Raw genomic sequence first — 25282 nt, 5'->3', positions numbered from 1 at the left:
TCGCCGCTCAGAACCGCGGCTTCTTGCTCAGCGCAACGGCAGCGGTGGAGAAGACGACGCCGGCGGCCATGATCATCACGGTCACACCCTGCAGGAGGGTCTGCCAGAACGGCTCGAACGGGGTGACGGACACCCAGAGCCAGAGCACAGCGCCGATGAGGGTGATGACGTAGCTGAAGGTCCTGTACGCGAACAGCGCGTTGAGCGAGACGACCGTGCCGGCCACGAACACCTGGAAGAGCGGGAGGAACGCGTCAGGGTCGCCGCTCCAGGTGAAGACCAGGCTGATCACGAAGAAGACCGCCGACACCAGTGCGACCAGCGTCGCGATGAGCTTGCCGACCGGGCCGGGCAGCACAGCGCTCAGGCTGCGGACGAGGCTGCCGTGCTCGTCGTCGAGGTCTGCGGTGCGTGGTTCTTCAACGTGTGTGCTCACGTCCACGATCCTAGCGCCGAGGGACCCCCAGCCAGAAAAACGGCACGGTTCGCGGCGAGGCTATGGTGGGGGACATGTGGCGAGTGCGAGTGCGACGCGTGGACGAACGAGTGGCGCAGCGGGTGAACGCGCGGAAGACCGGCAGGGGGGTCGACACCTTCTGGCGTCGCGTCTCCTCGGCGGCGAACCACGGCAAGCTCTGGTTCGTGGCCGCTGCGGTCCTCGCACTGCTCGGCCGCCCGCGTGCCGCTGTGCGCGGCCTGGCGTCGCTCGGCATCGCCAGCCTGGTCGCCAACCTGATCGGCAAACGGCTGGTCGGCGGGGAGCGGCCGGCGCTCACGTCCATCCCGATCAGCAGGCGGCTGCAGCGCACGCCGACGTCGCCGTCGTTCCCGTCCGGGCACACCGCCAGCGCGGTCGCCTTCGCCACCGGCGCTGCCCTCGAATCCCCGGTGGCCGGTGCGGCCCTCGCCCCGGTGGCCGCCGGCGTCGCATACTCGCGGCTGCACACCGGGGCGCACTGGTTCTCCGACGTGGTCGGCGGCGCGGCGATCGGCGCGGGCGTCGCCCTCGCGCTCAAGGCGGTCGTCCCTGCGCCGAAGCCCTCCGCGCTGCTCAACGCGGAACCGCCGACGGCCACGACCATCGACCTTCCAGCGCTCGCCGACGGGGACGGAGCGTTCATCCTGGTCAACCCCGGCTCCGGCCGCGGGCTCGGCCGCCCGGACCCCCGGCCGCTGCTCGCCGAGCGCCTCCCGAAGGCGACGGTGCACGAGCTGTCCGACGGCGACGATTTCGCCGAGCTGGTGGATGCGGCTCTCGCGTCCCCGAACCCGCCGCGCGTCATCGGCATCTACGGTGGGGACGGTTCCGTCGGCGCACTGGCGACGATCGCCCGGAAGCACGACCTCCCGCTGCTCGTGTTCCCCGGCGGCACGTTCAACCACTTCGCGAAGGCCGCGATGCTCGACAGTGTCGACACGGCCATCGACGCCCTGCAGACCGGAACCGGCAGGGCGGTCGACATCGCCGAGCTCCGCTTCGCTACCGGCGACCCCGTCGTCGTGCTCAACACGCTGTCCGTCGGCATCTACCCGTCGTTCGTGGAGGAGAGGGAGAAGTACGAGAAGCGCATCGGCAAGCCGCTGGCTGCGCTGGTCGCCGCCATCCGGGTCGTCCGCCGCACCAGTCCGCTGCGCGTGGAGATCGAGGGCGGACGCCGCACGATCTGGTCCGTCTTCGTCGGCGTCGGCCGCTACTACCCGGTCACCGCCGCCCCGATCGAGCGCAGGCGCCTCGACGACGGCGTGCTCGACGTGCGCGTACTGTTCGCCGGCGGTAAGCCGCGCACGCGCGGGACGGTCGCGCTGGCCCTCGGCGGCCGGGTGGACGCACTGGTCGCGCGCCTGCCGTTCCTGCAGGGCCCGCCGGTCCTGGACGCGTTCACCAGCACCGGCCTGACCATCCGCTCCCGCGACGACGACCCCGGATATGCGCACGACGGCGAGGCGTCGACGGAGACGCCAGGCGGCACGGACGACGACGGCGCGAAGCGCCTGAACGTCACCCTCGTGCCCGGCGGCCTCCGCGTCTACTCGCCGGTCACTCCACGTTGATGTCTTCGACGGACTTGTCCGGCCGCAGCCCGCGCCACGACGGCTGACGCAGCCTGGCCGTCGGCGTCCACTCGGCGAACTCCACCTCGCCGACGAGTTCGGGCCGCACCCAGTGCGCATCCCGGGCGTCGGCGGACGGCACATCGGTGAGCGGGCTGGTCTTCCGTGGATGCGCTGCCAGGCGTTTCGCGAGGTCGTCCAGCATCGCGTCGGTGAACCCGGTGCCGACCTTGCCGACGTAGCGCAACCCGTCGCCGTCCGGGATGCCGAGCAGCAGCGACCCGACGGTGTTCGCCCTCCGGCCGTTGCCCGGCTTCCACCCGGCGATCACGACCTCCTCCGTGCGGTGGTGCTTGATCTTGATCCAGGTGCGGGAGCGGCGGCCGGTGGCGTATGTTGCGTCGCGCTGCTTGGCCATGACGCCTTCGAGGTCGAGCTCCCTGCTCGCATCCACGGCGTGCCGGAGGTCGCCGTCGAACGCGGGCGGCACCTGCACGGGGTCGCCCTTCGGCGGGCGGAGGACGTCTTCGAGGGCAGCGCGACGCTCGTCGTAGGTCTTGCCGCGGCAGTTCTCGCCGTCGAGTTCGAGGAGGTCGAAGACCATGTAATGCACGGGCGCCCTGCTGACAGCCGCATCCACGTCGGACGGCCTGGTGAGGCCCATCCTGGTCTGCAGCAGGCCGAAGTCGGGGCGGCCGGTCTTGTCGAGGGCGACGATCTCGCCGTCGAGCACCAGCTCGTGCCCGTCGGCGACCTCGGTGAGCGTGCGCAGCTCCGGATATGCGACGGTGACGTCGTTGCCGTTGCGGGTGCTCAGCCGGAGCGCATCGCCGCGCACCTCCGCGATGGCGCGGATGCCGTCCCACTTCATCTCGAACGCCCACTCGGACTCGTCGTGCACGTCCTTCTCGGAGCCGAGAGTGGCGAGCATGGGGGAGATGGGCTTGGCGGAGAGCCTGGCGGGTGTGGTGCGGTTAGGTGTGGTGCGGGTGGGCGCGTCGGCCTTGGCGGCCTTCGCGGGCTTGGTGCCCTGGCCTTTCGCCGCATCGTCTTTCATCAGGTGGATGAGCCAGTTCTGCTCCGCCTTGCCCGCCCCGCCGGTGTGGATGAGTGCGAACTTCCTGTCGCCGCCGAGCCCGCCGCCCTTCGTGCCGTGCAGGGTCACGATCACCTCGTCGTCGCGCCACTTCTCGAGGTCGTAGTCGCCCGCATCCCAGATCGTCACATGCCCTGCGCCGTACTCGCCGTGCGGGATATCGCCCTCGAACGCACCGTATTCGAGCGGGTGGTCCTCCACGTGCACGGCGAGATGGTTCTGTCCGGGATCGGTCGGCGGGCCCTTGGGAAGCGCCCAGCTGACCAGCACGCCGTCGTGCTCCAGGCGGAAGTCCCAGTGCAGGCGACGGGCGTGGTGCTCCTGGATCACGAACGTGCGCCCGCTGGTCGAGTGCTGCAGCTTCTCCGGAACAGGTTCCGGCGTCTTGGCGGCGTCGCGCTTGCTGCGGTAGGTCGTCAGCCTGTCCTCCGCCGCGCCGTGCACCTCCTCGTCGAGGTGCCCGGCGGACAGATCGGCGAGCGGGTCGCCCCTCCGCTTCACGCGGGCGAGCGCCTCCGTGAAGTCGAGCTGGGCGAGGTCCTTCCGCGCGAGCTCCCGCCAGGTGCGGGGCGCCGCGACGGTCGGGCGGAACCGCCCGCGCAGCGAATACGGCGCGATCGTGGTCTTGGCCGCGTTGTTCTGGCTCCAGTCCACGAGCACCTTGCCGACCCGCAGCGCCTTCTTCATGTCGCTCACGACGAGGTCGGGATGGTCGGCTTCGAGCACCCGGGCGAGTTCGTGGGCGACGGCGGAGACCTGCTCGCTGGTCTGGCTGCCGTCGAGCGCCGCATACAGGTGGATGCCTTTGGACCCGCTGGTCACCGGCATCGGGTCGAGCCCCATGTCGGTGAGGATGCCGCGGGCGAGCACGGCGATCTCGGCACAGTCGGCGAGCGTGACCCCCTCGCCGGGATCCAGGTCGAGCACCAGCCTGTCCGGATTCTTCGGCGTGCCGTTCCTGGACACCCGCCACTGCGGCACGTGGATCTCCAGCGATGCGATCTGCGCCAGCCAGATCAGCGTCGCTCTGTCGTTGACCAGCGGATAGTCGTTGGAGTGGCTCTTGTGCGTGATCGTCCTCCGTTTGACCCACGACGGCGTCGACGACGCATCCAGGTTCTTCTGGAAGAACACCTCGCCGGGTTCATCCGGCGTCCCCACCCCGTGCACCCACCGCTTGCGGGTGACCACCCGATCCCGGATGTGCGGCAGCATGACCTCGGCGATGGCGTTGTAATACCCGATCACATCGGCCTTGGTGGTACCGGTCTCCGGGTACAGCACCTTGTCCAGATTGGTCAGCTTCAGCCGATGCCCATCGATCTCGACGGACTCGGTGTCAGTGGCGGCCATGCGCCAGATCGTACGCCGGGACGCGAGGCGCGTCACCTGGTGCGTCGCCGGCCGGGGGTGCGAACTACGGGTCTCTGCGGTCCGGATCCTGGACACCGGCCGCTCTGACGAGCATCCAGGTCGCCAGCCCCAGCATCGTCCCGGCGGCCAGCCAGAGCACGGCGGCCAGAGACTGGGCCACCTGACTCAGGGCCGTGGCACCGCCCGCCGCGATCAGGAAGCCCACTCCGAGGCTCCGGTATGTGCTGCTTTTCGTCACGGATGCGCCCGAGGAGCACGTGCTCCCACGTTTTCGTGAAAGCCCTTGCTGATCATGCCGCCAGCATAGGAAGGGTCTGAAACGACAGCACGACAAATGCCAAAGAATACTGAAGTTGTCTACGGGGCCCCGGCCAGCGCTGAAGGTTCACCATTTCTCTAGTCCCTCCCTGGCGTGCCATAGCCTGGAACACATGTCTTTCGTCGTCGAATCACTTCCCCCTCTCACCTGGAGCAACGGCACCGGCACCGCCGAGCAGGCGGGTCCCGGCCAGCTGACGCTGACCGCCGCCGCGGGCACCGACTGGACGAACAGTGCGCTCGGCGGGCCGCAGCAGCACGCCGCGACGTCGCTCGGGTTCGTGCCGACGGAGGACTTCACGCTGTCGGCCCGGGTGAGCGTGCAGCACCCGCGCAGCACGTTCGATGCGGGTGTGCTCGCCATCTGGGGCGACAAGGATCACTGGGCGAAACTCTGCTTCGAGTATTCGCCGCAGGGGGAGGCGATGGTCGTCTCCGTCGTCACCAACGGGTTCTCCGACGACTGCAACTCCACCGTCGTCACCGCCGACCACGTCTTCCTGCGGGTGGTCAAGACCGGCGCCGGATGGGCGTTCCACTCGTCGGCCGACGGGGTCACCTGGGATTTCGTCCGCGTCTTCCGGCTGGACTGGGACGGCGACGTGAACGTCGGGTTCATGGCGCAGGCTCCGCTCGGCGACACCTGCGTCGCGCGGTTCGACGCCATCCGGTACGCGAACACGGTGCCGGGCGACCTCAGAGACGGTTCGTAGGCCAAACCTCGATCACTGGTTGAAAATCGCGCCGTCCACGGTCACGATGGGGGCATGAGGGCCATATGGACGGGTGCGATCACTTTCGGGCTGGTCAACGTGCCGGTGAAGGTATACAGCGCGACCGAGGATCACGATGTCGCGCTGCACCAGGTGCACGACGCAGACGGCGGGCGCATCCGGTACAAGCGGGTGTGCGAGATCGACGGCAAGACGATCCCGTACGAGCACATCGCGAAAGCGTACGACGACGGGGAGCGCACCGTCGTGCTCACCCCCGACGACCTGGCGTCGCTGCCCGCTGAGCGCAGCAGGGAGATCGACGTGGTCGAGTTCGTGCCGAACGATCAGCTCGACCCGCTGATGTTCGACCGCAGCTACTACCTGGAACCGGACTCCAAGTCGCTGAAGGCGTACGCGCTGCTGCGGCGCACCCTCGAAGACTCGGAGCGCACCGCCATCGTCAACTTCGCGCTGCGGCAGAAGACCAGGCTCGGTGCGCTGCGGGTGCGCGGGGATGTGCTCGTGCTGCAGACCCTCCTGTGGAACGACGAGGTGCGCGAGGCGAGCTTCCCGTCGCTGGAGGACAGCCCGCGCATCACCCAGCGGGAGCTCGACCTGTCCGCCGCGCTGATGGAGAGCTTCGCCGGCGACTTTGAGCCGGAGAAGTTCAGCGACGAATATCAGGATGAGCTGCGGAAGCTGATCGAGGCGAAGCTCGAACAGGGCGACACGATCGACACGGCGGAGACGTTCGGCGAGCAGGAGGAGAAGAGCTCGGGCGGCGGTGAGGTGATCGACCTCATGGAGGCGCTGCAGCGCAGCGTCGAGCGCAGCAGAGGTTCGGGCAGTGGGAAGGGCTCCGGCGGGGAGAAGTCCGCGGCGAAGACGTCGACGGCGAAGAAGTCCGCCGCAGCGAAGTCCGGCGCGAAGTCCGCGAAATCGGCCACCGCGAAGTCCGCAGCGAAGTCCTCCGGCTCGGCGACCGCGGGCAAGACGGCGAAGACCGCCGCCAAGAAGCCCGCGTGACGCGCCTCCGCCGCAGCGACCCGTCCGGGCCCGGCTACCGCAGGATCAGCACGAAGAAGGCGCCGACGTACCAGGACGAGGCCGGCAACACGATCGTGGACGAGCGCGAGCTGGAGCGCATCCGGTCGCTGGTGGTCCCGCCCGCCTGGCAGGACGTGTGGATCTCGCCGGACGCGCGGGGGCACATCCAGGCCGTCGGCTACGACCAGGCCGGGCGGAAGCAGTACCTCTACCACGAGTCCTGGCGCCTGCATCAGGACAGGGTCAAGTTCGAGCGGGCGGCCCAGCTGGCCGAGACGCTGCCCGCCGCGCGCCGCCGCGTCACGATGGACCTGCGGCAGGAGGGCTTCGGCAGGGACCGGATCCTGGCGGCGGCGCTCAGGATCATCGACCTCGGCTCGCTCAGGATCGGCAGCGAGGAGTATCTGCACGCCAACGGCAGCAGGGGACTCACCACGCTGCTCTGCCGCCACGTCGCCATCGACGGGGACGACGTGACGCTGACGTTCCCGGCCAAGAGCGCGCAGAAGTGGACGAGCACGATCACCGATCCGGATGTGGCGGCTCTGCTCTCCGAGATCGTCGCGGCGCGCGGCCAGCGCTCGCGGCTGCTGTCCTGGAAGGACGGCACCTGGCACACGATCCGTCCCGCGTCGCTCAACGAGTACATCCGGCGGCAGACGCGCGGCGAGTTCACCGCGAAGGACTTCCGCACCCTGCACGGCACGATCACGGCGGCGGCGACGCTCGCCGGTCTCGGAACGGGCGGCACGGAGCGGGAGCGGACGAAGCGCATCACCGCGGCGGTCGCTGCGGCAGCGGACGCGCTCGGCAACACCCCGGCGATCGCGCGCAACAGCTACATCGACCCGCGCATCTTCGACCGCTACCGGCAGGGTGAGGTGATCGACCTGTCCAACGGCCGCGCACCGGAGCCCGCACTGCTGGAACTGCTCGCCTAGCGCTTCGGAGCGTCCTCCGTCGCGCCCTCCGACGCCTCCGACGACAGCGGAGCAGCGATGTCCTCCAGCGACTTGCCCTCCGCATCCACGCCGAGGAACAGCTCGACCAGCCCCGCCGCGATCATCAGCCCAGCGCCGATGTAGTACCCGATGGCCACCGCGTGCATGCCGTCCTCGATCAGGTGCCCGAACAGGATCGGGCCGATGATGCCGCCGAGGCCGGTGCCGACCGCGTAGAAGAACGCGATCGCCATCGCCCTGGTCTCCATCGGGAAGACCTCGCTGACGGTCAGGTATGCGCTGCTCGCGCCGGCGGAGGCGAAGAAGAACACCACCATCCAGCACGCCGTCAGCCAGAACGCGTCGAGGATGCCCGCGTCGAACATCAGGGCGGTGCCCACCAGCAGCACGCCGCTTCCGACGTAGGAGAGGGTGATCATGAAGCGGCGGCCCACCGAGTCGAAGAGGTGCCCGAGGAGGGCGGGGCCGAGGAAGTTGCCGATCGCGATGGGAACGAGCGCCCACGGGGCGACGTCGTCCGGCACCCCGAGCAGCTTCGTCAGCACGAGCGAGTATGTGAAGAACACGGCGTTGTAGAGGAACGCCTGACCGATGAACAGCGAGAGCCCGAGCACGAACCGCTTCGGGTAGCGGGTGATCGCAACGCGCACGATCTCGCCGAACCCGGTGGACCTGCGCTGCTTGATCCGGATGGCCTTGTCGGCGGGCACGGCGTCGAGGTGCTTCCCCGTGTCCTCCTCCACATCGTGCTCGATCTCGCCGACCAGCTTCTCCGCCGCCTCGTCGCGACCGTGGATGAACATCCAGCGCGGCGACTCCGGCACGTTGCGGCGGACCAGGAGGATCACCAGGCCGAGCACGGCGCCCAGGCCGAACGCGATGCGCCAGCCGATGTCAGCGGCGAAGATGTCGGTGTTCAGCAGGAAGACGGTGAGCACGGCGCCGAACGCCGTGCCGAGCCAGTACGAGCCGTTGATCGCGAGATCCACCAGGCCGCGGCGCCGGGCGGGGATGAGCTCGTCGATCGCCGAGTTGATGGCCGCGTACTCGCCGCCGATGCCCGCGCCGGTGAAGAAGCGGAACAGGAAGAACATCCACGGCGCGAAGGAGAACGCGGTGAGCACCGTCGCGAGCAGGTAGAGGCCGAGCGTGACGATGAACAGCTTCTTCCTGCCGAAGCGGTCGGTCAGATAGCCGAACACGAGCGAGCCGACGCAGGCGCCGGCGACGTAGATGGCGGCGGCGAGACCGATGTCGGCGGTGGACAGCCCGAGACCGCTGGACGGCTCGGTCAGGCGGGAGCCGATCGCGCCGACGATGGTCACCTCTAGCCCGTCGAGGATCCACACGGTGCCGAGACCGATCACCACGAGCCAGTGGAACTTCGACCAGGGAAGTCTGTCCATCCTCGCCGGGATGGTCGTTTCGATCGTCTTCAGCGACGGTTCCTGGGTATTCGATGTATGCGCGCTCACGTCGCGCACGATACGACGTGCATCCCGATCCCAGCAGGGGCTTGACAAATGGATGCATTGGAAGCGCTTTCCGACACGCCTAGCGTCTGGTTACCACCCTTGTCAACCCCTTGTTGGGGGTCAAGCCGATTTGCTTACCTGTCAGAAGATTCCCCGCCCGACCGCGGGACTCGCACCGCAGTGATGCAGAGCGAAAAAATGAACACGAGTGATGGGAAGACGAGACATGACAGTCCTCGAAGTGACCAACGATCCGGTGCGCGACTACCTGAACTCGATCGGGCGCACGCGCCTCCTGACCGCCGAAGAAGAGGTGTCGCTGGCCAAGCGCATCGAGATCGGCGTGCTCGCCGGAGAGCGCCTCGCCAAGCGTCCCGGCCTCACCCCGGTGGAGCGCCGCGAGCTGCAGTGGCTCGCCGACGACGGCAAGCGCGCGTTCGAGCGTTTCATCGAGGCGAACCTCCGCCTCGTGGTCAGCATCGCCAAGCGGTACGCGGGCCGCGGCCTGCCGGTGATGGACCTCATCCAGGAGGGCAACCTCGGCCTGGTGCGCGCGGTGGAGAAGTTCGACTACCGCACCGGCAACAAGTTCTCGACGTACGCCACCTGGTGGATCCGCCAGTCGATCCTCCGCGGCATCGCGGACACCGCACGGCTCATCCGCATCCCGGTGCACACGGTGGAGAAGATCGACAAGCTCGACCGCATCCGGCGCGACCTGGGCGGTGAGCTCGGTCGCACCCCCACGCTGGAGGAGATGGCCGAAGCGTCCAACCTGACGCCCGCCGAGGTGCACAAGCTGCAGATGAGCGACTCGGAGACGGTGTCGCTCGCGGTGCCCGTCGGCGAGAACGAGGGAGCGGAACTCGGCGACCTGATCGAGGACGACGACTTCCCGACGCCCGCAGAGGCCGTCGAGGTCGGCTTCCGCCACCGCGACCTCGAAGAGCGCCTCAAAGACCTGCCCCCGCGCGACGCGAAGGTGGTCAGGATGCGCTTCGGGCTCGACGGCCAGAAGCCGATGACGCTGGATGAGGTCGGCGAGGTCTACGGCATCACCCGCGAGCGCGTGCGCCAGCTGGAGACCCGCAGCCTCAAGCGCCTCCGCTGCCCCGAACTCCTCGAGTACCTGCGCTGAGCGGGCCGTTGGCCGGCCAGTGCACGACAGACATGGACGAACCCCGCGCCTGGCGCGGGGTTCGTTCGTCTTCGCTCCGGGACTCAGCGGCCGGGAGGAGTGTCCGCGTTGACTTCGTCGGCGCCGAGCGCGCCGATCTCCTCGGTCAGCTGCAGACCCTGGGCGCTGTTGGACGACAGGGTGAGCGCTTCCAGCCACACCTTGTTGATCTTGGGAGGGCGGCCGCCGCTGTAGCGGAACAGCAGAGGAACGGACGGGTCGATCCAGATGGCGCTGCGGCCGTCTCCGACGCCCTGCTCGTCACGCCAGGAGAAGAAGAACCCCTCTTTGCGTCGCAGCTTCAGGCCGACGACGATCTGCAGATGCGCAAGAACCCGATCGTCGAAACCGATCTCCGTCGTTCCAGCGTAGACAAGCTTTCCCATGCCTCGAAGTTACAGGACGGGCGAACGCACCGCGCGCATCCGGCGCCGGGACACGAGCGTATGGTCGCAGCATGACAGGCAGACGCGCACTCGTCACCGGAGCGACGGGCTACATCGGCGGCCGGCTGGTGCCCCGGCTGCTCGCCGACGGATTCACCGTGCGCGTGCTCGCGCGCTCGCCGCAGAAACTCACCGACGTGCCCTGGCTGCAGCAGGTGGAGGTGGCGGAGGGCGACCTGCACGACCGGGATGCCGTCGCAGCAGCCATGAAAGACGCCGATGTCGTCTACTACCTCGTCCACTCGATGCGGGCGTCGGGGGACTTCGACGAGGAGGAGGCCGACGCCGCGCGCATCGTCGCCGAGGAGGCCGCCACCGCGGGCGTCAGCCGCATCGTCTACCTCGGGGCGCTGCACCCGGAGGGCGAGCTGTCCAGGCACCTCCGCTCCCGGGTGGCCGTCGGGCGCATCCTGCTCGACTCCGGCGTGCCGACGGTCGTGCTGCAGGCGGGGGTGGTGATCGGCTCCGGCTCCGCGTCATTCGAGATGATCAGGCACCTCACCGAGGTGCTGCCGTACATGCCCGCGCCGCGCTGGGTGCGCAACCGCATCCAGCCCATCGCGATCCGGGATGTGCTCCGCTACCTGATCGCGGCGGCCGACCTGCCGCCGGAGATCAACAGGGCGTACGACATCGGCGGGCCGGACATCCTGCGCTACGGGCAGATGATGAACGGGTTCGCGCTGGAGGCCGGTCTCCGGCAGCGTCCGATCGCGTCGCTTCCGGTGTTCACGCCGTGGCTGGCGTCGCAGTGGGTGAACCTGGTCACGCCCATCCCGCGCAGCCTCGCCGTGCCGATCATCGAGTCGCTGCAGTACGACTGCGTGGTGCGTGAGCACGACATCGACGAGGTCATCCCGCCGCCGGAGGGCGGACTCACGGGCTACCGCACCGCCGTGCGCCTGGCGCTCGCCCGGATGCGCGACGGCGACGTCGAGACGAGCTGGCGGAACTCGACGGTCGGCAATGCGCCGAGCGACCCGCTGCCGAGCGACCCGGACTGGGCGGGCCACACCGTGTACACCGACGTGCGGGAGCGCAGCAGCAGCGCATCCGCCGACCGGCTGTGGCGCGTCGTCGAAGGGATCGGCGGGGAACGCGGCTGGTACTCGTTCCCGCTGGCGTGGGCGCTGCGCGGCTGGATGGACAAGCTGGTCGGCGGCGTCGGGCTGCGCCGCGGCAGACGCGACGCCGACCGGCTGCAGACCGGGGACGCGCTCGACTGGTGGAGGGTCGAGCGGATCGACAGGGGCAGGGAGCTGCGGCTGCGCGCCGAGATGCTGGTGCCGGGGAAAGCCTGGCTGGAGATGCTGGTGGAAGAGGCGGGGGAGGGCTCTCGCTATCGGCAGAGGGCGATCTTCTTCCCGAAGGGGCTGGACGGGCGGCTCTACTGGTTCGCGATCCTGCCGTTCCACGGCGTGATCTTCAACGGGATGGCGAACAGGATCGTGGCCGAGGCCGCGGAGGAGCCTTCGTCAGAGTCGGCGTCGGCGAGGGAGCCTGCCGGCTGATGGTTCAGCGTGCGGGGGTCTCGGCCGCTTCCGGTTCCTCGGCGTCTTCCGGATCCTCCGGGAGCTGCGGGATCGCAGCGAGGTCGGTGAGGAAGCGGATCACGACCTCGCGCTCGTCGCTGTTCAGTCCTTTGGCCACCTCGAAGCGGTGCGCGTGCTGCGCCCCCATCACCCGCCGCACCTCGCGGTGCGTCTCCTCGGTGATCGCGACCGTCACCGCGCGGCGGTCTGTCGGGTGCGGACGCCGCTCGATGTGGCCTGCACGCTCCAGCCGGTCGAGCATCTTGGTCGTCGACGCCGTCGAGATGTGCAGGTGCTCGGAGAGGGCGCCCGCCGTGACGGCGACGTCGGCGTTGGCCGACGCGATGATGTACCGGAGCGCCTTCATGTCCGTGTCGTTGAGCTTCATCTTGCTGCGCGAGTCGAAGCTGAGCTTCTGCTCGGCCTCCCGCCAGGATCGGAGCGCGGTGAGGAGCACGACCACTCGCTCGAGGTCGACCTCGGTGAGGTCGTCGTGGCGGACGAGTTCCTGCCGAGGGTCGATCACGCGGGGGTCGAGCATCGACCCGGAGACGCGGCGTGCGTCCTCATTGAAACCCATGCGCACATCCTATGCCCGCTAGTAAGAAGCGTGCTAAGTTATTTACTTACTTGGCTAGACAAAGGAGCGTAGGATGACCCAGATCCATCAGGGAGCACCGCGCATCGGTCTGCCGGAGGTGGATGCCAGGCTCGCCGCTTTCTTCACGGAGCGGTCGGAGCAGGCGACCCGGTACGGCAGCGAATACCAGCGTCTGTGGAGCAGCGCGCGGAGCGCCAGCGAGGGAGGCAAGCGCATCCGTCCCGGCTTCGTGCTGAGCGCCTTCGACGCCATCGGCGGCGAGGCCTCCGGCGTCGCGACCGCGGCCGACGCCGTGGACACGGCCGTCGCCTTCGAGCTGCTGCACACCGCGTTCCTGCTGCACGACGACGTGATCGACGGAGACACGGTGCGGCGAGGACGCCCCAACGTGGCCGGCGAGTTCGCCGGGGATGCCGCCGCCCGCGGCATCGACGGGGAGCGTGCCACCCTCTGGGGCGAGACCGCCGCCATCCTCGCCGGCGACCTGCTGCTGCACGCCGCGGCCTCGCTGATCGCCCGGCTGGATGTGCCGTCGCCGACCCGCACGGCGCTGCTCGACCTGCTCGACCACAGCATCTTCGTCACGGCGGCGGGGGAGCTGTCGGACGTGTCGTACAGCCTGCGACTGGACGAGGCGCGACTGCCGGATGTGCTCGCCATGACCGAGCGCAAGACGGCCGCGTACTCGTTCGCCGGGCCGCTCGCCGCCGGCGCCATGCTCGCGGGGGCGGGCGGCGACGTGCTGGCGGCGCTGGGTGAGTACGGCAGGCTGCTCGGCATCGCCTTCCAGCTCGGCGACGACCTCCTCGGCGTGTTCGGCGAGGAGGATGCCACCGGGAAGAGCATCGTCAGCGACCTGCGCGAGGGCAAGGAGACCTCCCTCATCGCGTACGCGCGCGCGACCTCGGCCTGGCCGACCATCGAGCAGCACTTCGGACGGCCGGACCTCGATCACGACGACGGTCGCCGTCTCGCGGCCCTGCTCGACGCGTGCGGTTCGCGCGCCTTCGTGGAGGGGCTCGTCGCCGAGTACGCGGACGCCGCCGTCGCGGCCCTCGCCGTCCCCGGGCTCCCTTTGTCGCTGACCGACGAGCTTTCGGCGGTGGCCCGCTCCTGCGTCGGGAGGATCGCGTGACCAGGGAGGCCGAGCTCACCACCGCCGGCGGTGCCCGACCGGCCGCCCCCACCGATCTGTCCCTCTACACGCGGGCAGCGCACACCAGCTCCGCCACGATCATCCACGAGTACTCCACGTCGTTCGGGATGGCGACCAAGCTGCTCTCCCCGGAGGTGCGCCCCCAGGTCGAGGACATCTACGCCCTGGTGAGGATCGCCGACGAGATCGTCGACGGCGCGGCGGCGGAGGCCGGTCTCGCCGTCGACGACCAGCGCGCGCTGCTCGACGCGCTTGAGGCGGACACCGAGCGGGCGATGCGCACCGGATACAGCGCCAACGTCGTGGTGCACTCGTTCGCGTGCACGGCCAGGGCCGTCGGGATCGAGCCGTCGCTGACCGCGCCGTTCTTCGCGTCGATGCGCCGCGACCTCAGCCCGGTGGACTTCAGCTCGGACGAGCTGAGCGCATACATCTACGGGTCGGCCGAGGTGGTCGGGCTGATGTGCCTGCGCGCGTTCCTCTCCCACGAGCAGGTCGCCACCGACCGCCGGATGCGGTTGGAGAGCGGCGCCCGCCGACTCGGCGCGGCCTTCCAGAAGATCAACTTCCTCCGCGATCTGGCCGTCGACTGGACGGAGCTCGGCCGCAGCTATTTCCCCGGCATCGACCCGGGCAGGCTCACGGAGCGGCAGAAGCTGGAGCTCGTGGTGGACATCGAGCGCGACCTCGGTGCCGCCCAGGACGCCATCCCGGAGCTGCCGGACAACTGCCGCCGCGCCATCGCCGCGGCGCACGGCCTGTTCGCGGAGCTGACCGACCGCATCCGGTCGACGCCGGCCCCTCTGCTGCTGTCGACGCGTGTCAGCGTCCCGACCAGGACGAAGCTTGCGATCCTGATGCGCGCGACGGCCGGATGGGGCGCGGGGTCGTCGCGATGACCGGCGACCGCCCCAGCGCTGCCCCGGCGTCGGTCGTCGTGATCGGCGGAGGCATCGCCGGTCTCGCGACCGCCGCCCTGCTCGCCGTGGACGGCCACCGGGTCACCCTCCTGGAACAGCACGACCAGCTGGGCGGCCGGGCGGGAACCTGGTCAGCGGACGGTTTCCGCTTCGACACCGGGCCGTCGTGGTTCCTGATGCCCGAGGTCTTCGACCACTTCTTCCGGCTGCTCGGCACCAGTTCGGCCGAGCAGCTCGATCTCGTCACCCTGGATCCCGGATACCGCGTGTTCTCGGAGTCCGGTGCTGCGCCCCTGGATGTGCGGGCGGACTACCCGGCCAACCGCGCGCTCTTCGAGTCCGTCGAGCCCGGCTCCGGCCCCCGCCTCGACCGGTACCTGGCCAGCGCCCGCGAGACGTACCGGATGGCCGTCGACCGGTTCCTCTACGGAACGTTCGCTTCCTTCCGCCCGCTGTTCTCCCGCGACCTGGTGACGAAGCTCGGCCGCCTCGGCCGTCTGCTTCTGGAGTCTCTGGAGCGTCGGGCGGCGCGGACGGTTCAGGACACCCGGCTCCGCCAGATCCTCGGCTACCCCGCGGTGTTCCTCGGCACGTCGCCCGACAGGGCGCCGAGCATGTACCACCTGATGAGCCACCTCGACCTGGAGGACGGCGTCCGCTACCCGCAGGGCGGGTTCGGCACCATCATCGACAGGATCGCGGCGATCGCCCGCGCCGACGGCGCCCACCTGCAGACCGGCGCCCGCGTGACGGCGATCCGCACGGAGCCGGGCGCCGCCCGCGCCAGGGTCACCGGAGTGGAGTACCGGGATGCGTCCGGCGGCCTGCACTTCGTCCCTGCAGACACCGTCGTCTCGGCCGCCGACCTGCACTTCACGGAGACCACCCTGCTGCCCGAGGCGCTGCGCACATACCCGGAGTCGTACTGGGAGCACCGCGACCCAGGCCCCGGCGCCGTGCTGGTGATGCTCGGCGTCCGCGGAGCCCTCCCGGAGCTGACGCACCACAACCTCTTCTTCACCACGGACTGGGCGGACAACTTCGACCGCATCTACGGCGCGGAGCCGTCCATCCCGGATCCGGCGTCGCTCTACGTCTGCAAGCCGAGCGAGACGGACCCGACCGTCGCCCCGGACGGCAGCGAGAACCTGTTCGTGCTCGTCCCCGTGCCCGCCGACGTCTCCATCGGTTCGGGCGGCGTCAACGGCACGGGCGACCGCCTGGTGGAGCGGACGGCGGACGCCGCCATCGCACAGGTCGCCGCCTGGGCGGGCATCCCGGACCTCGCCGACCGCGTCATCGTGCGCCGCACGGTCGGCCCGGACGATTTCGCCACCGATCTCAACTCCTGGCGGGGTGGAGCCCTGGGACCGGCGCACACACTGCGGCAGAGCGCCTTCTTCCGCGGACGCAACGCTTCGGCGAAGGTCGACGGCCTCCTCTATGCCGGAGGATCGACGATCCCCGGCATCGGCCTGCCGATGTGCCTGATCAGCGCCGAGCTGGTGCTGAAGCGTCTCCGCGGCGACACCAGCACCGGACCCCTGCCGGAGCCACTCGCTGCGGAGACCCGCTCGGAGTCGGTGGCGTGAGCATCCTGTATCTGCTGTTCATCCTCCTGTCGCTGGGGGCGATGGTGCTGATCGACCACCGCTTCCGTCTGTTCTTCTGGCGGGATGCCCGCCGCGCCACGTTCGTGCTGGTGGCCGGGGTGCTGTTCTTCCTCGCCTGGGACCTGGCCGGCATCGGCCTGCACGTCTTCGCCCGCGGAGAGTCTGGCTACATGACCGGCATCGTGCTCGCCCCGGAGCTCCCGCTCGAAGAGGTCTTCTTCCTCACTTTCCTCTGTTACCTCACGATGGTCCTGATTACCGGCGCCCGTCTTGTGCTCGACCGGCGTGGCGACCGTGGCAGCGATCGTGACCGCAACCTCGCCCGCGACCGTGACCGCCTCCGCGATCGGGGGCGCGCATGACCTACCTCCTCCTCAGCCTCGCCTTCCTCGCACTCGCACTCGTCGTCCTGGCCGTCGCGCTCGCCACCGCCAGGGACCGCGCAGCCATCGTCCGCCGCTGGTGGCTGCCCGTCCTGATCGCCGGTGTGCTGCTGGCTGTCCTCACGGCCGTCTTCGACAACGTGATGATCGGCTCCGGCCTGATGACGTACGGCGAGACCACGATCAGCGGCACCCGCATCGGGCTCGTGCCCATCGAGGACTTCGCGTACCCGCTGGCCGGTCTCCTGCTGCTTCCCGCCCTCTGGCTCCTCGTCCGGAAGCGGAGACCGGAATGACGATGGCAGCCCAGACGTCCTCCCCGTTCCGCCAGCTCGTGCTCGCCTCCCGCCCGCTCAGCTGGATCAACACCGCCTTCCCGTTCGCCGCCGCCTATCTCCTCACCACCCGGCAGCTCGACCTCACCTTCGTGCTCGGCACCCTGTACTTCCTCATCCCGTACAACCTCGCGATGTACGGGATCAACGACGTCTTCGACTACGAGTCCGACCTGCGGAACCCCCGCAAGGGAGGCGCGGAGGGCGCCGTGCTCGACCGCGGGATGCACAGGCGCATCCTGATCGCCGCCGCCGTCACCAACCTCCCGTTCCTCGTGTATCTGGTCATGGTCGGCTCCCCGCTGTCGTGGCTGGTGCTCGCGGTGAGCGTGTTCGCGGTGATCGCGTACTCGGTGAAGGGCCTCCGCTTCAAGGAGATCCCGTTCCTCGACTCGGTCACTTCGAGCACCCACTTCGTCAGCCCGGCCGTGTACGGGCTGGTGCTGGCGGGCGCCGCCTTCACCCCGCAGCTGCTCGCGGTGCTGCTCGCATTCTTCCTCTGGGGGATCGGAAGTCACGCGTTCGGCGCCGTGCAGGACGTCGTGCCCGACCGGGAGGGCGGCATCTCCTCGATCGCCACGGTGCTGGGTGCGCGCAGCACCACCCGCTTCGCCATCGCGGCCTGGGCGCTCGCGGGCCTCGCGATGCTGCTGACCGCGTGGCCGGGACCGATCGCCGCCGTCCTCGCCATCCCGTACATCGTCGCCGCCGCGCCGTTCTGGTCGGTGAGCGACGAGGACTCCGCGTCGGCCAACCGAGGCTGGCGCCGCTTCCTCTGGATCAACTACGCGTGCGGCTTCGTCGTGACGATGCTCCTCATCCTGTACGCGACGCTGACCGCCTGACGCGCCCGCCGCGGGCCGCCGCCCCGCCCCCGGGCTCACCCCCGCTTCGGCAGCTCCTGCAGTGCCCACGTGTTCCCATCCGGGTCGGAGAACGTCACGAACCGCCCCCAGTCCAGGTCGGCCACGCCCTCCGCCGCCACCCCGTTCTCACGCAGGTGCGCGAGGGCGTCGTCGGCGCTCTGCACCACGATCTGCAGTCCGCGCTGGCTGCCGGGCTCCATGTCGGTGAGCCCTTCGCCGAACGCGATCGAGCACGCGGAGCCGGGAGGGGTGAGCTGCACGAACCGGAGGGTGTCGGAGACGCGGTGGTCGTGATCGGCGATGAAGCCGACCTGGTCGACGTAGAACGCCTTCGCGCGGTCGACGTCGGTGACCGGGATGGTGATGAGCTCGATGCGCCAGTCTGTGATGGCCATGATCGGTGCCTTTCTGTCGGGTGCTGCCCTGTTCTTTCTTCGTACTTCCACGCTAGAGAGCAATGCGGACAAGAACCGGCCTCAATAGGAAATTGTGGATAACATCTCTCTCCCGGCCGCTGGGGAGGAAGCTCACAGCGCAGGGACGGTATCGTCGGAAGACACGCGCAGCAACAGCACGCACCACACCGGCCGAGAAAGACGAACGAGCGATGAGCGACAGCCCGGCTTCGCCCACTCCATACGAGGTGCTCGGCGTCGCATCCACCGTCAGCCACGAGGAGCTGCGCCGCGCCTACCGCAGGCTCCTGCGCGAGACGCACCCGGACACCGGCGGGACTGCCGCCCGTTTCCAAGCGGTGCAGGACGCCTGGGAGCTCGTCGGAGAGCCGGACGACCGCGCCCGCTACGACCGCGGCGAGGCGGCATACGCCGGCGACGTCAGCGTCGACGGGGCGGCGGGCAACGGCTTCAGCGCCACCTTCCACGCCACCCGATCCCAGTCCCGCGGCGCCACCGTCCGTGCCCGCAGCTACGGCCACCCCGGCGGCCAGGCCCGCGAACGCTACCTGCACCTGATACGCGAGTGGATGGGCAGGGGCACCGAGCTCGACGACCCGTACGACCCTGGACTGGTCCGCTCGGCGCCGCGCGAGATCCGCCATCTGCTCGCCGTCGCGCTCGCCGAGGAGGCCACGGCGCGCGCCGTCGCCGGGCTCGGCATCGGGTTCACGATCTGGAACGACGTCTCCGTGCATCCCCGCTCCGACGCGAAGCTCGATCACGTCGTGCTCGGCCCGGCCGGCCTGTTCGCGATCCGCTCCGCCGACTGGGGCAGCGAGGTGAAGCTCTCCAAGGGTGACATCGTCGGTGAGGCCGTCGACCGCGACGAGGAGCCGTTCCACGACCTCCTGCGCGACTCCAAAACCTTCTCGCGCCAGGTCGGCGTGCGCTTCACCGGCCTGATCATCGTCGTCCCGGACGACGCGCTGGCCGTGCCGTATGACCGCATCGAGCGTGGCCGGCTCTCCGGATCGCTGCTCGTGCGCCGGTCCCTGCTGCCGCAGGTGCTCCGCAACGGCGCGAACGCGGCGGGCAGGGAGAGCGTCGACCGCGCGTTCGAGCTGCGCACCCGGCTGCAGGAGAGCATCCGGTTCGTTTGACCCAGGATGTCGGGCACCAAGACCTCGGCCCCTGGACGCGGCAGGCGCGGGGGAGCAGAGTGGGCACATGGTCACTTCACTCGACATCTTCAGCGGTTTCAGCGTCGACGACATCCCTGCGGCGAAGGCGTTCTACGGCGACACCCTCGGCCTGAACATCACCGACGGCCCGATGGGCAACCTCGACCTCGCCCTGCCGGCCGGCGGTCACGTGTTCATCTACCCCAAGCCGGATCACAGCCCGGCGAGCTTCACCATCCTGAACCTGGTGGTGCCGGACATCGACGCCGCCGTCGACGAGCTCAACGCCAAGGGCGTGAAGACCGACATCTACGACGACCCGAACCTGCCGACCGACGCCAAGGGCGTCCTGCGCGGCAAAGAGGTGGACCGCGGCCCGAACATCGCCTGGTTCCGCGATCCGGCCGGCAATGTGGTGTCCGTGATCGAGGACTGAGCGCTCAGCCGGCCAGGAGCGCCCGCAGCGCCATCGCGTCGACGGGTGAGCGCACCTTCGCGTCGTTGTCGAAGTACGCGTACACGTCCAGCCCGTCGCTGAGCCAGCCCCGGATGTCCGCGGCCCAGCGCGCGAGCGCCTCCGGCGTGTACCCGCTCGTGTACAGCTCCTCGTCGCCGTGCAGCCGCACGTACTGGAAGTCCGTGGTGGTCTCCCGGATCACGGGGAAGCGCCCTGCGGTGTCCGCGACGACGATGGCGACCCCCGCATCCCGCGCGATGGCGGTGAACTCCGGAACGTCGAACGACGGGTTCCGCACCTCCATCGCGTGCCGGATGGGCCGCTCCGCGCCCGGGTCGAGGAACGTCCTGTCCTCGTCCAGGCTCGTCTCCGCCGCGAGGGCGGCAGCGGCGGTCGTCGTGCGGGGGAGCATCGCGAAGAACGCGGTCACAGCCTCCGGGTCGAACGCGAGGTTCGGCGGCACCTGCCAGAGCATCGGCCCGAGCTTCGCGCCGAGCGCGAGCACGCCGGACGCGCAGAAGTTCGCCACCGCCTCCCGCGCGTTCTTCAGCCGCAGGATGTGCGTGATGTACCGCCCGCCCTTCACGGAGAACACGAAGTCGTCGGCCGTCTCCTCCGCCCAGCGCCGGTAGCTCGCCGGTTTCTGCAGGGCGTAGAAGCTGCCGTTGATCTCGATCGAGTCGAGCCGCTCCGCTGCATATTCAAGCTCCGCCCGGTGCGGAAGTCCCTTCGGGTAGAACGTGCCGCGCCACGGCGCATACGTCCAGCCGGAGATCCCGATCCTGGCGACCGCCATCAGCGCCCCCGCAGCTGATCCAGGATGCGCCTGTCGCGCTTGGTCGGACGCCCGGCGCCGCGCTCGCGCAGCACGGCGGACGGCGCCTCCACCTTCGGGGGAGGCGGGGGAGTCAGGTCGTCGAAGCACTCGGCGGCGACGACGGCGCCCACCCGCTTCACGATCAGCCGCTTGGCGATCAGGATGCGCTCGGTGTCGCCCACCCTCGCGCGCACCTCGTCGCCGATCCTGACCGGCGTCGCCGGCTTGGCCTTGTCGCCGTTCACCCGCAGGTGCCCGGCTTTGGTGGCAGTGGATGCGGCGGAGCGTGTCTTGTAGAGGCGCACGGCCCACGCCCAGGAGTCGACGCGGACGCTCGCAGGTTCGGCCACGATCAGACCGCTTCGGTCAGCTGGCTCTTCCACTTCACGAGGCTGCGGACGGTCTTGCTCCTGTCAGTGGCGAGCTTGTCCATCACGTCGGCGGGCACGAAGTAGTTGATCGCCACCCAGCCGCGCACGGTCTCGGAGCGGTCGTCCGCGAGCATCCGGAGGATGTCGCAGGGGGTGGCCTCGTTCTTCGCGACGCAGCCGCGCACGCCGGCGTCCGGGTCGTTCGCGAGGGTGAGGAAGAGGTCGTCCGGGGTGTTGTAGCTGCTCGCGACGCTCTCCCGGATCTTGGGGTTCGGGTCGGAGGCGAGCAGCCTCAGCCGACGGATCTTGCTCTCGGTGACCGGGGGAGACGGGTGCAGTGCCGCCGCCTCCTCCGCGGTGAGCATCGCCGGTCGGTGCTCACGCATCGCCTGACGCTGGGCCGGGGTGTTGAACCGAATGCACGACATGCGTCAACGGTACGCGCTCGGTCCGACCTTCGCGCGGCTGGCACGCCGGGGCCGGCACGCCGCGGTCACGGAGCAGCGGGTGCCGGCTCGTCGCCGTTGCGCCGCGGCGGCCACGGCACGATCGGCGACGTGCGCCGCTGGTACTGCGCGTACTCGGGGTAGCGGGACACCGAGATGCTCTCGGTGAAGACCGTCGACCCGATGAACAGCCCGGTCAGCAGCAGCGGCCCGATCACGGTCCACTGCAGGATGGACCCGGCCGCCACGCAGCCGAACAGGAAGAGCACCCACCACTGGGCCTGCTCGAAGAAGAAGTTGGGGTGCCGGGAGACACGGAACAGCCCACTCTGCAGGAAGCGCGGCTGCGGGTCGCGCCCCGCAGCCTTCTCCGCGTTCTTCCACTGGTGGAAGTTCCACTGCTGCTGGTCGGCCACGGTCTCGCCCACCAGGAACGCGAGGAACACCACGGCGCAGACGATGTCGAGCACGCCGAGCGGCGTCTGGTGCAGGTAGGCGGTCCAGGCGGGGAGGGTGATGAGGAACAGCAACACATTCTGGTAGATCACGATGAAGAACAGGTTGAACAGCCAGAACTGCCAGCCGGGCATCCTGCCGCGCAGCACCGCCCAGCGGTAGTCCTCTCCGCCGGGCGCGTACCCGCCCTTGCGCGCGAAGTTGAAGGTGAGCCGGATGCCCCAGAGGGTGACGAGGATCGCCATCAGGTCGAGCCGCGCATCCTGCAGTCCGGCGAATCCGGCGTACACCCAGACGTATGCGACGGGCACGATCGACCAGATGCGGTCGACCCAGGAGTGCTCGCCGGTGATGAGCGAGAGCACCCAGGTGACGACGCAGACGCCGACGAGTATCCAGAGACTGACGATGAATGGCTCCACGCCCACATCTTATGCACGCATTCGCCGCGCGCCGGGGAGCCTCCCGGCACGGAGAACGGAATCACTAGACTCGTATCCCGTGGATGGTGTCGGTGCGCGCGAGGTCAGTTCGCGGGTCCTGACGATCCCGAACATCCTGAGTTTCTTCCGGCTCGCCCTGGTGCCGGTGTTCCTGGCGTTCGTGATCGACGGTCAGGATGCGTTCGCGCTGCTCGTTCTCGTGGTGTCGAGCATCACCGACTTCCTCGACGGTTTCCTCGCCAGACGGCTCAACCAGGTGTCGAGGCTCGGTCAGCTGCTCGACCCGGCCGCCGACCGCCTGTACATCTTCGCAGCCTTGATCGGGCTGGCCTGGCGGGACGTCATCCCGTGGTGGCTGGTGACGATCATCGTGGCGCGGGATGTGATGCTCGCGGTGCTCGGGGTCATCCTCGCGAACCACGGCTTCGGCCCGCTTCCCGTGCATCACCTGGGGAAAGTGGCCACATTCTGCCTGTTCTGGGCGCTCCCGCTTCTCATGCTCGGAGAGGCATTCGATGCTCTCGCGCCCTTCTCCCTGCCGCTCGGCTGGGCGTTCGCGCTGTGGGGGGCCTTCCTCTACTGGTGGGCCGGTTTTGTGTATATCGGAGAAACAGCCCGCGTAATCCGCCTTCCGGCGAACGACGGGGCCGGACGATCCGATACGCTGGAATAAGAGGAGGTTGACGGTGCCTGACGAGACTTACCCGAATGGGCCGGCGGATGACGCCGAGAACAACCCCCTGCGTAATTCAGCCGCGGGGAACGAAGACACGACCGCACGCTTCGGCGAGGAGTTCGTGTCGAAGATGTACCCGATGGATGGGGAGATCTCACCGGAGGAGCAGGAGGCCATCGCGGCCCTGCCGTCCGGTTCGGCTCTGCTGATCGTCCGCCGCGGTCCGAACACCGGCGCGCGCTTCCTGCTCGACGCCGATGTGACGAGCGCAGGGCGACACCCCAACGCCGACATCTTCCTGGACGACGTGACCGTCTCCCGCCGCCACGCGGAGTTCACGCGTCGCGGCACGGCGTTCGAGGTCCGCGACCTCGGGTCGCTGAACGGCACGTACTACGACGGGGTCCGCATCGAGAGCGCTCTGCTCTCCGACTCCGCCGAAGTGCAGATCGGCAAGTTCCGCCTCACGTTCTACGCCTCGCGCCTCGACCTCGCAGCGTCGGCCCCGAACTAGTGGCACGGCAAGCAGCGAGCGCACGGGCTGGCTCGCCTGCGCTGCTCAGTATCGGCCAGGTGCTCGCGCGTCTGACGCCCGAGTTCCCCGACCTGTCGTCGTCGAAGCTGCGCTTCCTCGAGGAGCGCGGGCTGGTGTCCCCGGCGCGCACAGCATCCGGGTACCGCAAGTTCTCGCCGGACGACGTCGAGCGACTGCGCATCGTGCTCGGGATGCAGCGCGACCACTACCTGCCGCTGAAGGTCATCAAGGCGTACCTGGCCGACCTGGATGCAGGCCTCAACCCGCCGATGCCGGGCGCAGCCCCCAGTGCTGGGCCGTCGATGCTGCCGACCGGCAGGCGGTTCAAGCGCGGCGAGCTGCTGCGCGAGGCGCAGGCCACCCAGGAGCTCCTGCAGGACGCGATCACCGCCTCCGTCATCGCTCCCGCCGAGGTCTACGGCGAGGAGACGCTGGCCGTGCTCCGCGCGCTCGTCGAGCTGCAGCGGCACGGCATCGAACCCCGCCACCTGCGCGGCTTCCGGGCCGCAGCGCAGCGCGAACTCGGGCTCATCGAGACGGCCCTCGTGCCGATCGCCCGGCGCAACGACGTGTCGAGCAGGGCGCAGACCGCCGAGCTCGCCCGCGAGATCGCCGGACAGCTGGATGTGGTGCGCGGCAGCATCATCCGGTCGGCTCTGTCGCGCATCCAGCCGTGACCGCGCGACCCCCACTGACGGATCGGCTCGACACGCCGATAGTCAAACTGCGAATGTCGTTGCCCGCGACCCTGAGCATGGGTACCGTGGATGATGCGCCTGTCGAACATGCGCATCCCAAGATCGGGCGAGAGGCGAACCCATGAGTGAACTGAGTCGTGACAACGACGCGGCCCGGTACGATCTGGGGTTGCTGTTCACCGACGGCCTCCCCGAGATGGACGACGCGAACGGGTACCGAGGAGCCGTCGCCGCCCGCGCGGCTGGCATCTCGTACCGCCAGCTCGACTACTGGGCGCGCACCGGACTCGTCGAACCGACGGTCCGCGGTGCCGCGGGCTCCGGCTCGCAGCGCCTCTACGGCTTCCGCGACATCCTGGTTCTGAAGCTCGTCAAGCGCCTCCTCGACACCGGCATCTCGCTGCAGCAGATCCGCACCGCGGTCAACCAGCTGCGCGAATCCGGGGTCAACGACCTCGCCCAGACCACGCTGATGAGCGACGGCGCGAGCGTCTACCTCTGCACTTCCAACGACGAGGTCATCGACCTCGTCAGCCGCGGCCAGGGCGTCTTCGGCATCGCCGTCGGCAAGGTCCTCCGCGAGGTCGAGTCGAGCCTCGTCGAGCTCGACACCCAGACCGACTCCATGGACGAGCTCGCCGCTCGTCGCGCCTCCAAGGCCTCCTGAGCCGAACCCTCAGCACGCGCGGAGGGTCAGCCGACTCTCGGGCGAGTGCCCGGCTTCCGGCAGGGCTG

Annotated in this window: 29 protein-coding genes; 18 read left to right on the top strand and 11 right to left on the bottom strand. The window is 69.3% G+C overall.

The window, feature by feature from the left end; translation table 11 throughout:
- Nucleotides 1-7: 7 nt before the first annotated feature.
- Nucleotides 8-436: a hypothetical protein gene (locus HF024_RS11845; RefSeq protein ID WP_085368060.1), complete on the bottom strand. Its 429-nt coding sequence runs from the start codon at nucleotides 434-436 to the stop codon at nucleotides 8-10.
- A 98-nt stretch (nucleotides 437-534) separates the two neighbouring features.
- Here HF024_RS11845 and HF024_RS11840 point away from each other — a divergent pair, with 98 nt between their 5' ends.
- Nucleotides 535-2052, top strand: coding sequence for a bifunctional phosphatase PAP2/diacylglycerol kinase family protein (locus tag HF024_RS11840; RefSeq protein ID WP_247597092.1), 1518 nt, complete (start codon nucleotides 535-537; stop codon nucleotides 2050-2052).
- On the opposite strand, the gene HF024_RS11835 is transcribed toward HF024_RS11840, so the two are convergent.
- Both HF024_RS11835 and HF024_RS11830 read right to left on the bottom strand, forming a co-directional pair.
- Nucleotides 2039-4501, bottom strand: coding sequence for an ATP-dependent DNA ligase (locus HF024_RS11835; RefSeq protein WP_085368057.1), 2463 nt, complete (start codon nucleotides 4499-4501; stop codon nucleotides 2039-2041). The two genes, HF024_RS11840 and HF024_RS11835, sit on opposite strands and share 14 nt — an antisense overlap.
- A gap of 64 nt (nucleotides 4502-4565) precedes the next feature.
- A complete protein-coding gene (locus tag HF024_RS11830; RefSeq protein WP_168689670.1) occupies nucleotides 4566-4760 on the bottom strand; it encodes a hypothetical protein in 195 nt (64 codons plus the stop codon).
- Nucleotides 4761-4953: 193 nt separating this feature from the next.
- Here HF024_RS11830 and HF024_RS11825 point away from each other — a divergent pair, with 193 nt between their 5' ends.
- From HF024_RS11825 to HF024_RS11815, 3 genes are read left to right on the top strand one after another with little or no spacing between them, the layout of a single operon-like run.
- Complete coding sequence (locus HF024_RS11825; RefSeq protein WP_168689669.1) at nucleotides 4954-5553, top strand: DUF1349 domain-containing protein; 600 nt, start codon at nucleotides 4954-4956, stop codon at nucleotides 5551-5553.
- A 54-nt stretch (nucleotides 5554-5607) separates the two neighbouring features.
- The gene (locus HF024_RS11820) at nucleotides 5608-6582 is read left to right on the top strand and encodes a Ku protein (RefSeq protein WP_168689668.1); all 975 of its coding nucleotides are present in this window, start codon (nucleotides 5608-5610) and stop codon (nucleotides 6580-6582) included.
- Nucleotides 6579-7544 (top strand): DNA topoisomerase IB, encoded by a 966-nt coding sequence (locus HF024_RS11815; RefSeq protein ID WP_168689667.1) that lies wholly within the window; start codon nucleotides 6579-6581, stop codon nucleotides 7542-7544. The genes HF024_RS11820 and HF024_RS11815 overlap by 4 nt, the downstream gene beginning before the upstream one ends.
- Here the strand turns inward: HF024_RS11815 and HF024_RS11810 are convergent.
- Nucleotides 7541-8971: an MFS transporter gene (locus tag HF024_RS11810; RefSeq protein ID WP_168690880.1), complete on the bottom strand. Its 1431-nt coding sequence runs from the start codon at nucleotides 8969-8971 to the stop codon at nucleotides 7541-7543. The genes HF024_RS11815 and HF024_RS11810 overlap by 4 nt on opposite strands.
- Nucleotides 8972-9266: 295 nt before the next feature.
- Between HF024_RS11810 and HF024_RS11805 the strand changes: the two genes are divergently transcribed.
- Complete coding sequence (locus HF024_RS11805; RefSeq protein ID WP_085368048.1) at nucleotides 9267-10178, top strand: sigma-70 family RNA polymerase sigma factor; 912 nt, start codon at nucleotides 9267-9269, stop codon at nucleotides 10176-10178.
- 83 nt (nucleotides 10179-10261) lie between these two features.
- Here HF024_RS11805 and HF024_RS11800 read toward each other — a convergent pair whose 3' ends face one another.
- Nucleotides 10262-10603 (bottom strand): ATP-dependent DNA ligase, encoded by a 342-nt coding sequence (locus HF024_RS11800; protein WP_085368045.1) that lies wholly within the window; start codon nucleotides 10601-10603, stop codon nucleotides 10262-10264.
- Between the two features lie 71 nt (nucleotides 10604-10674).
- Between HF024_RS11800 and HF024_RS11795 the strand changes: the two genes are divergently transcribed.
- On the top strand, nucleotides 10675-12174 hold the full coding sequence (locus HF024_RS11795) for an SDR family oxidoreductase (protein ID WP_168689666.1): 1500 nt from the start codon (nucleotides 10675-10677) through the stop codon (nucleotides 12172-12174).
- A gap of 4 nt (nucleotides 12175-12178) precedes the next feature.
- Here the strand turns inward: HF024_RS11795 and HF024_RS11790 are convergent, their stop codons facing one another.
- A complete protein-coding gene (locus HF024_RS11790) occupies nucleotides 12179-12775 on the bottom strand; it encodes a MarR family transcriptional regulator (RefSeq protein WP_247597091.1) in 597 nt (198 codons plus the stop codon).
- Between the two features lie 73 nt (nucleotides 12776-12848).
- On the opposite strand from HF024_RS11790, the gene HF024_RS11785 reads away from it, so the two are divergent.
- Genes HF024_RS11785 through HF024_RS11760 form a run of 6 tightly spaced genes read left to right on the top strand, consistent with a single transcriptional unit; the run spans nucleotide 12849 to nucleotide 18048 of the window.
- Entirely contained in the window at nucleotides 12849-13931 is a 1083-nt protein-coding gene (locus HF024_RS11785; protein ID WP_168689665.1) for a polyprenyl synthetase family protein, read from the top strand.
- Complete coding sequence (locus tag HF024_RS11780; RefSeq protein ID WP_085368039.1) at nucleotides 13928-14851, top strand: phytoene/squalene synthase family protein; 924 nt, start codon at nucleotides 13928-13930, stop codon at nucleotides 14849-14851. The genes HF024_RS11785 and HF024_RS11780 overlap by 4 nt, the downstream gene beginning before the upstream one ends.
- Complete coding sequence (crtI, locus tag HF024_RS11775; protein ID WP_168689664.1) at nucleotides 14848-16464, top strand: phytoene desaturase family protein; 1617 nt, start codon at nucleotides 14848-14850, stop codon at nucleotides 16462-16464. The genes HF024_RS11780 and crtI overlap by 4 nt, the downstream gene beginning before the upstream one ends.
- Nucleotides 16461-16847 carry a lycopene cyclase domain-containing protein gene (locus tag HF024_RS11770; RefSeq protein WP_168689663.1) on the top strand — a complete coding sequence of 129 codons (387 nt, stop codon included), beginning with the start codon at nucleotides 16461-16463 and terminating at the stop codon, nucleotides 16845-16847. The genes crtI and HF024_RS11770 overlap by 4 nt, the downstream gene beginning before the upstream one ends.
- Nucleotides 16844-17164, top strand: coding sequence for a lycopene cyclase domain-containing protein (locus HF024_RS11765; protein WP_085368035.1), 321 nt, complete (start codon nucleotides 16844-16846; stop codon nucleotides 17162-17164). Before HF024_RS11770 ends, HF024_RS11765 begins: the two co-directional genes overlap by 4 nt.
- A complete protein-coding gene (locus HF024_RS11760; RefSeq protein WP_168689662.1) occupies nucleotides 17161-18048 on the top strand; it encodes a prenyltransferase in 888 nt (295 codons plus the stop codon). The genes HF024_RS11765 and HF024_RS11760 overlap by 4 nt, the downstream gene beginning before the upstream one ends.
- Nucleotides 18049-18083: 35 nt before the next feature.
- On the opposite strand, the gene HF024_RS11755 is transcribed toward HF024_RS11760, so the two are convergent.
- Nucleotides 18084-18464: a glyoxalase superfamily protein gene (locus HF024_RS11755; RefSeq protein ID WP_168689661.1), complete on the bottom strand. Its 381-nt coding sequence runs from the start codon at nucleotides 18462-18464 to the stop codon at nucleotides 18084-18086.
- Between the two features lie 212 nt (nucleotides 18465-18676).
- Here HF024_RS11755 and HF024_RS11750 point away from each other — a divergent pair, with 212 nt between their 5' ends.
- Both HF024_RS11750 and HF024_RS11745 read left to right on the top strand, forming a co-directional pair.
- The gene (locus tag HF024_RS11750; RefSeq protein ID WP_168689660.1) at nucleotides 18677-19627 is read left to right on the top strand and encodes a nuclease-related domain-containing protein; all 951 of its coding nucleotides are present in this window, start codon (nucleotides 18677-18679) and stop codon (nucleotides 19625-19627) included.
- 67 nt (nucleotides 19628-19694) lie between these two features.
- Complete coding sequence (locus HF024_RS11745) at nucleotides 19695-20084, top strand: VOC family protein (protein ID WP_168689659.1); 390 nt, start codon at nucleotides 19695-19697, stop codon at nucleotides 20082-20084.
- Nucleotides 20085-20088: 4 nt separating this feature from the next.
- Here the strand turns inward: HF024_RS11745 and HF024_RS11740 are convergent, their stop codons facing one another.
- The 4 genes from HF024_RS11740 to HF024_RS11725 all read right to left on the bottom strand — a co-directional run bounded on the left by HF024_RS11740 (nucleotide 20089) and on the right by HF024_RS11725 (nucleotide 22623).
- Entirely contained in the window at nucleotides 20089-20901 is an 813-nt protein-coding gene (locus HF024_RS11740) for a DUF72 domain-containing protein (RefSeq protein ID WP_168689658.1), read from the bottom strand.
- Nucleotides 20901-21272 (bottom strand): S4 domain-containing protein, encoded by a 372-nt coding sequence (locus tag HF024_RS11735; RefSeq protein ID WP_168689657.1) that lies wholly within the window; start codon nucleotides 21270-21272, stop codon nucleotides 20901-20903. The genes HF024_RS11740 and HF024_RS11735 overlap by 1 nt, the downstream gene beginning before the upstream one ends.
- Before the next feature lie 2 nt (nucleotides 21273-21274).
- On the bottom strand, nucleotides 21275-21721 hold the full coding sequence (locus tag HF024_RS11730; protein ID WP_168689656.1) for a HEAT repeat domain-containing protein: 447 nt from the start codon (nucleotides 21719-21721) through the stop codon (nucleotides 21275-21277).
- Nucleotides 21722-21786: 65 nt separating this feature from the next.
- Nucleotides 21787-22623 (bottom strand): DUF1295 domain-containing protein, encoded by an 837-nt coding sequence (locus HF024_RS11725; RefSeq protein ID WP_085368019.1) that lies wholly within the window; start codon nucleotides 22621-22623, stop codon nucleotides 21787-21789.
- Nucleotides 22624-22696: 73 nt separating this feature from the next.
- Here HF024_RS11725 and HF024_RS11720 point away from each other — a divergent pair, with 73 nt between their 5' ends.
- The 4 genes from HF024_RS11720 (at nucleotide 22697) to HF024_RS11705 (ending at nucleotide 25214) form a co-directional block, all read left to right on the top strand.
- A complete protein-coding gene (locus tag HF024_RS11720) occupies nucleotides 22697-23311 on the top strand; it encodes a CDP-alcohol phosphatidyltransferase family protein (protein ID WP_247597090.1) in 615 nt (204 codons plus the stop codon).
- A 13-nt stretch (nucleotides 23312-23324) separates the two neighbouring features.
- Nucleotides 23325-23828 carry an FHA domain-containing protein gene (locus tag HF024_RS11715; protein ID WP_281727763.1) on the top strand — a complete coding sequence of 168 codons (504 nt, stop codon included), beginning with the start codon at nucleotides 23325-23327 and terminating at the stop codon, nucleotides 23826-23828.
- Complete coding sequence (locus tag HF024_RS11710; protein ID WP_168689654.1) at nucleotides 23828-24526, top strand: MerR family transcriptional regulator; 699 nt, start codon at nucleotides 23828-23830, stop codon at nucleotides 24524-24526. The genes HF024_RS11715 and HF024_RS11710 overlap by 1 nt, the downstream gene beginning before the upstream one ends.
- A 142-nt stretch (nucleotides 24527-24668) precedes the next feature.
- The gene (locus tag HF024_RS11705; RefSeq protein WP_085368013.1) at nucleotides 24669-25214 is read left to right on the top strand and encodes a MerR family transcriptional regulator; all 546 of its coding nucleotides are present in this window, start codon (nucleotides 24669-24671) and stop codon (nucleotides 25212-25214) included.
- Nucleotides 25215-25282: the final 68 nt, after the last annotated feature.

Source organism: Leifsonia sp. PS1209 (genome assembly GCF_012317045.1).
GTDB lineage: Bacteria > Actinomycetota > Actinomycetes > Actinomycetales > Microbacteriaceae > Leifsonia.
This window is presented reverse-complemented; position numbering and strand designations above follow the sequence as displayed.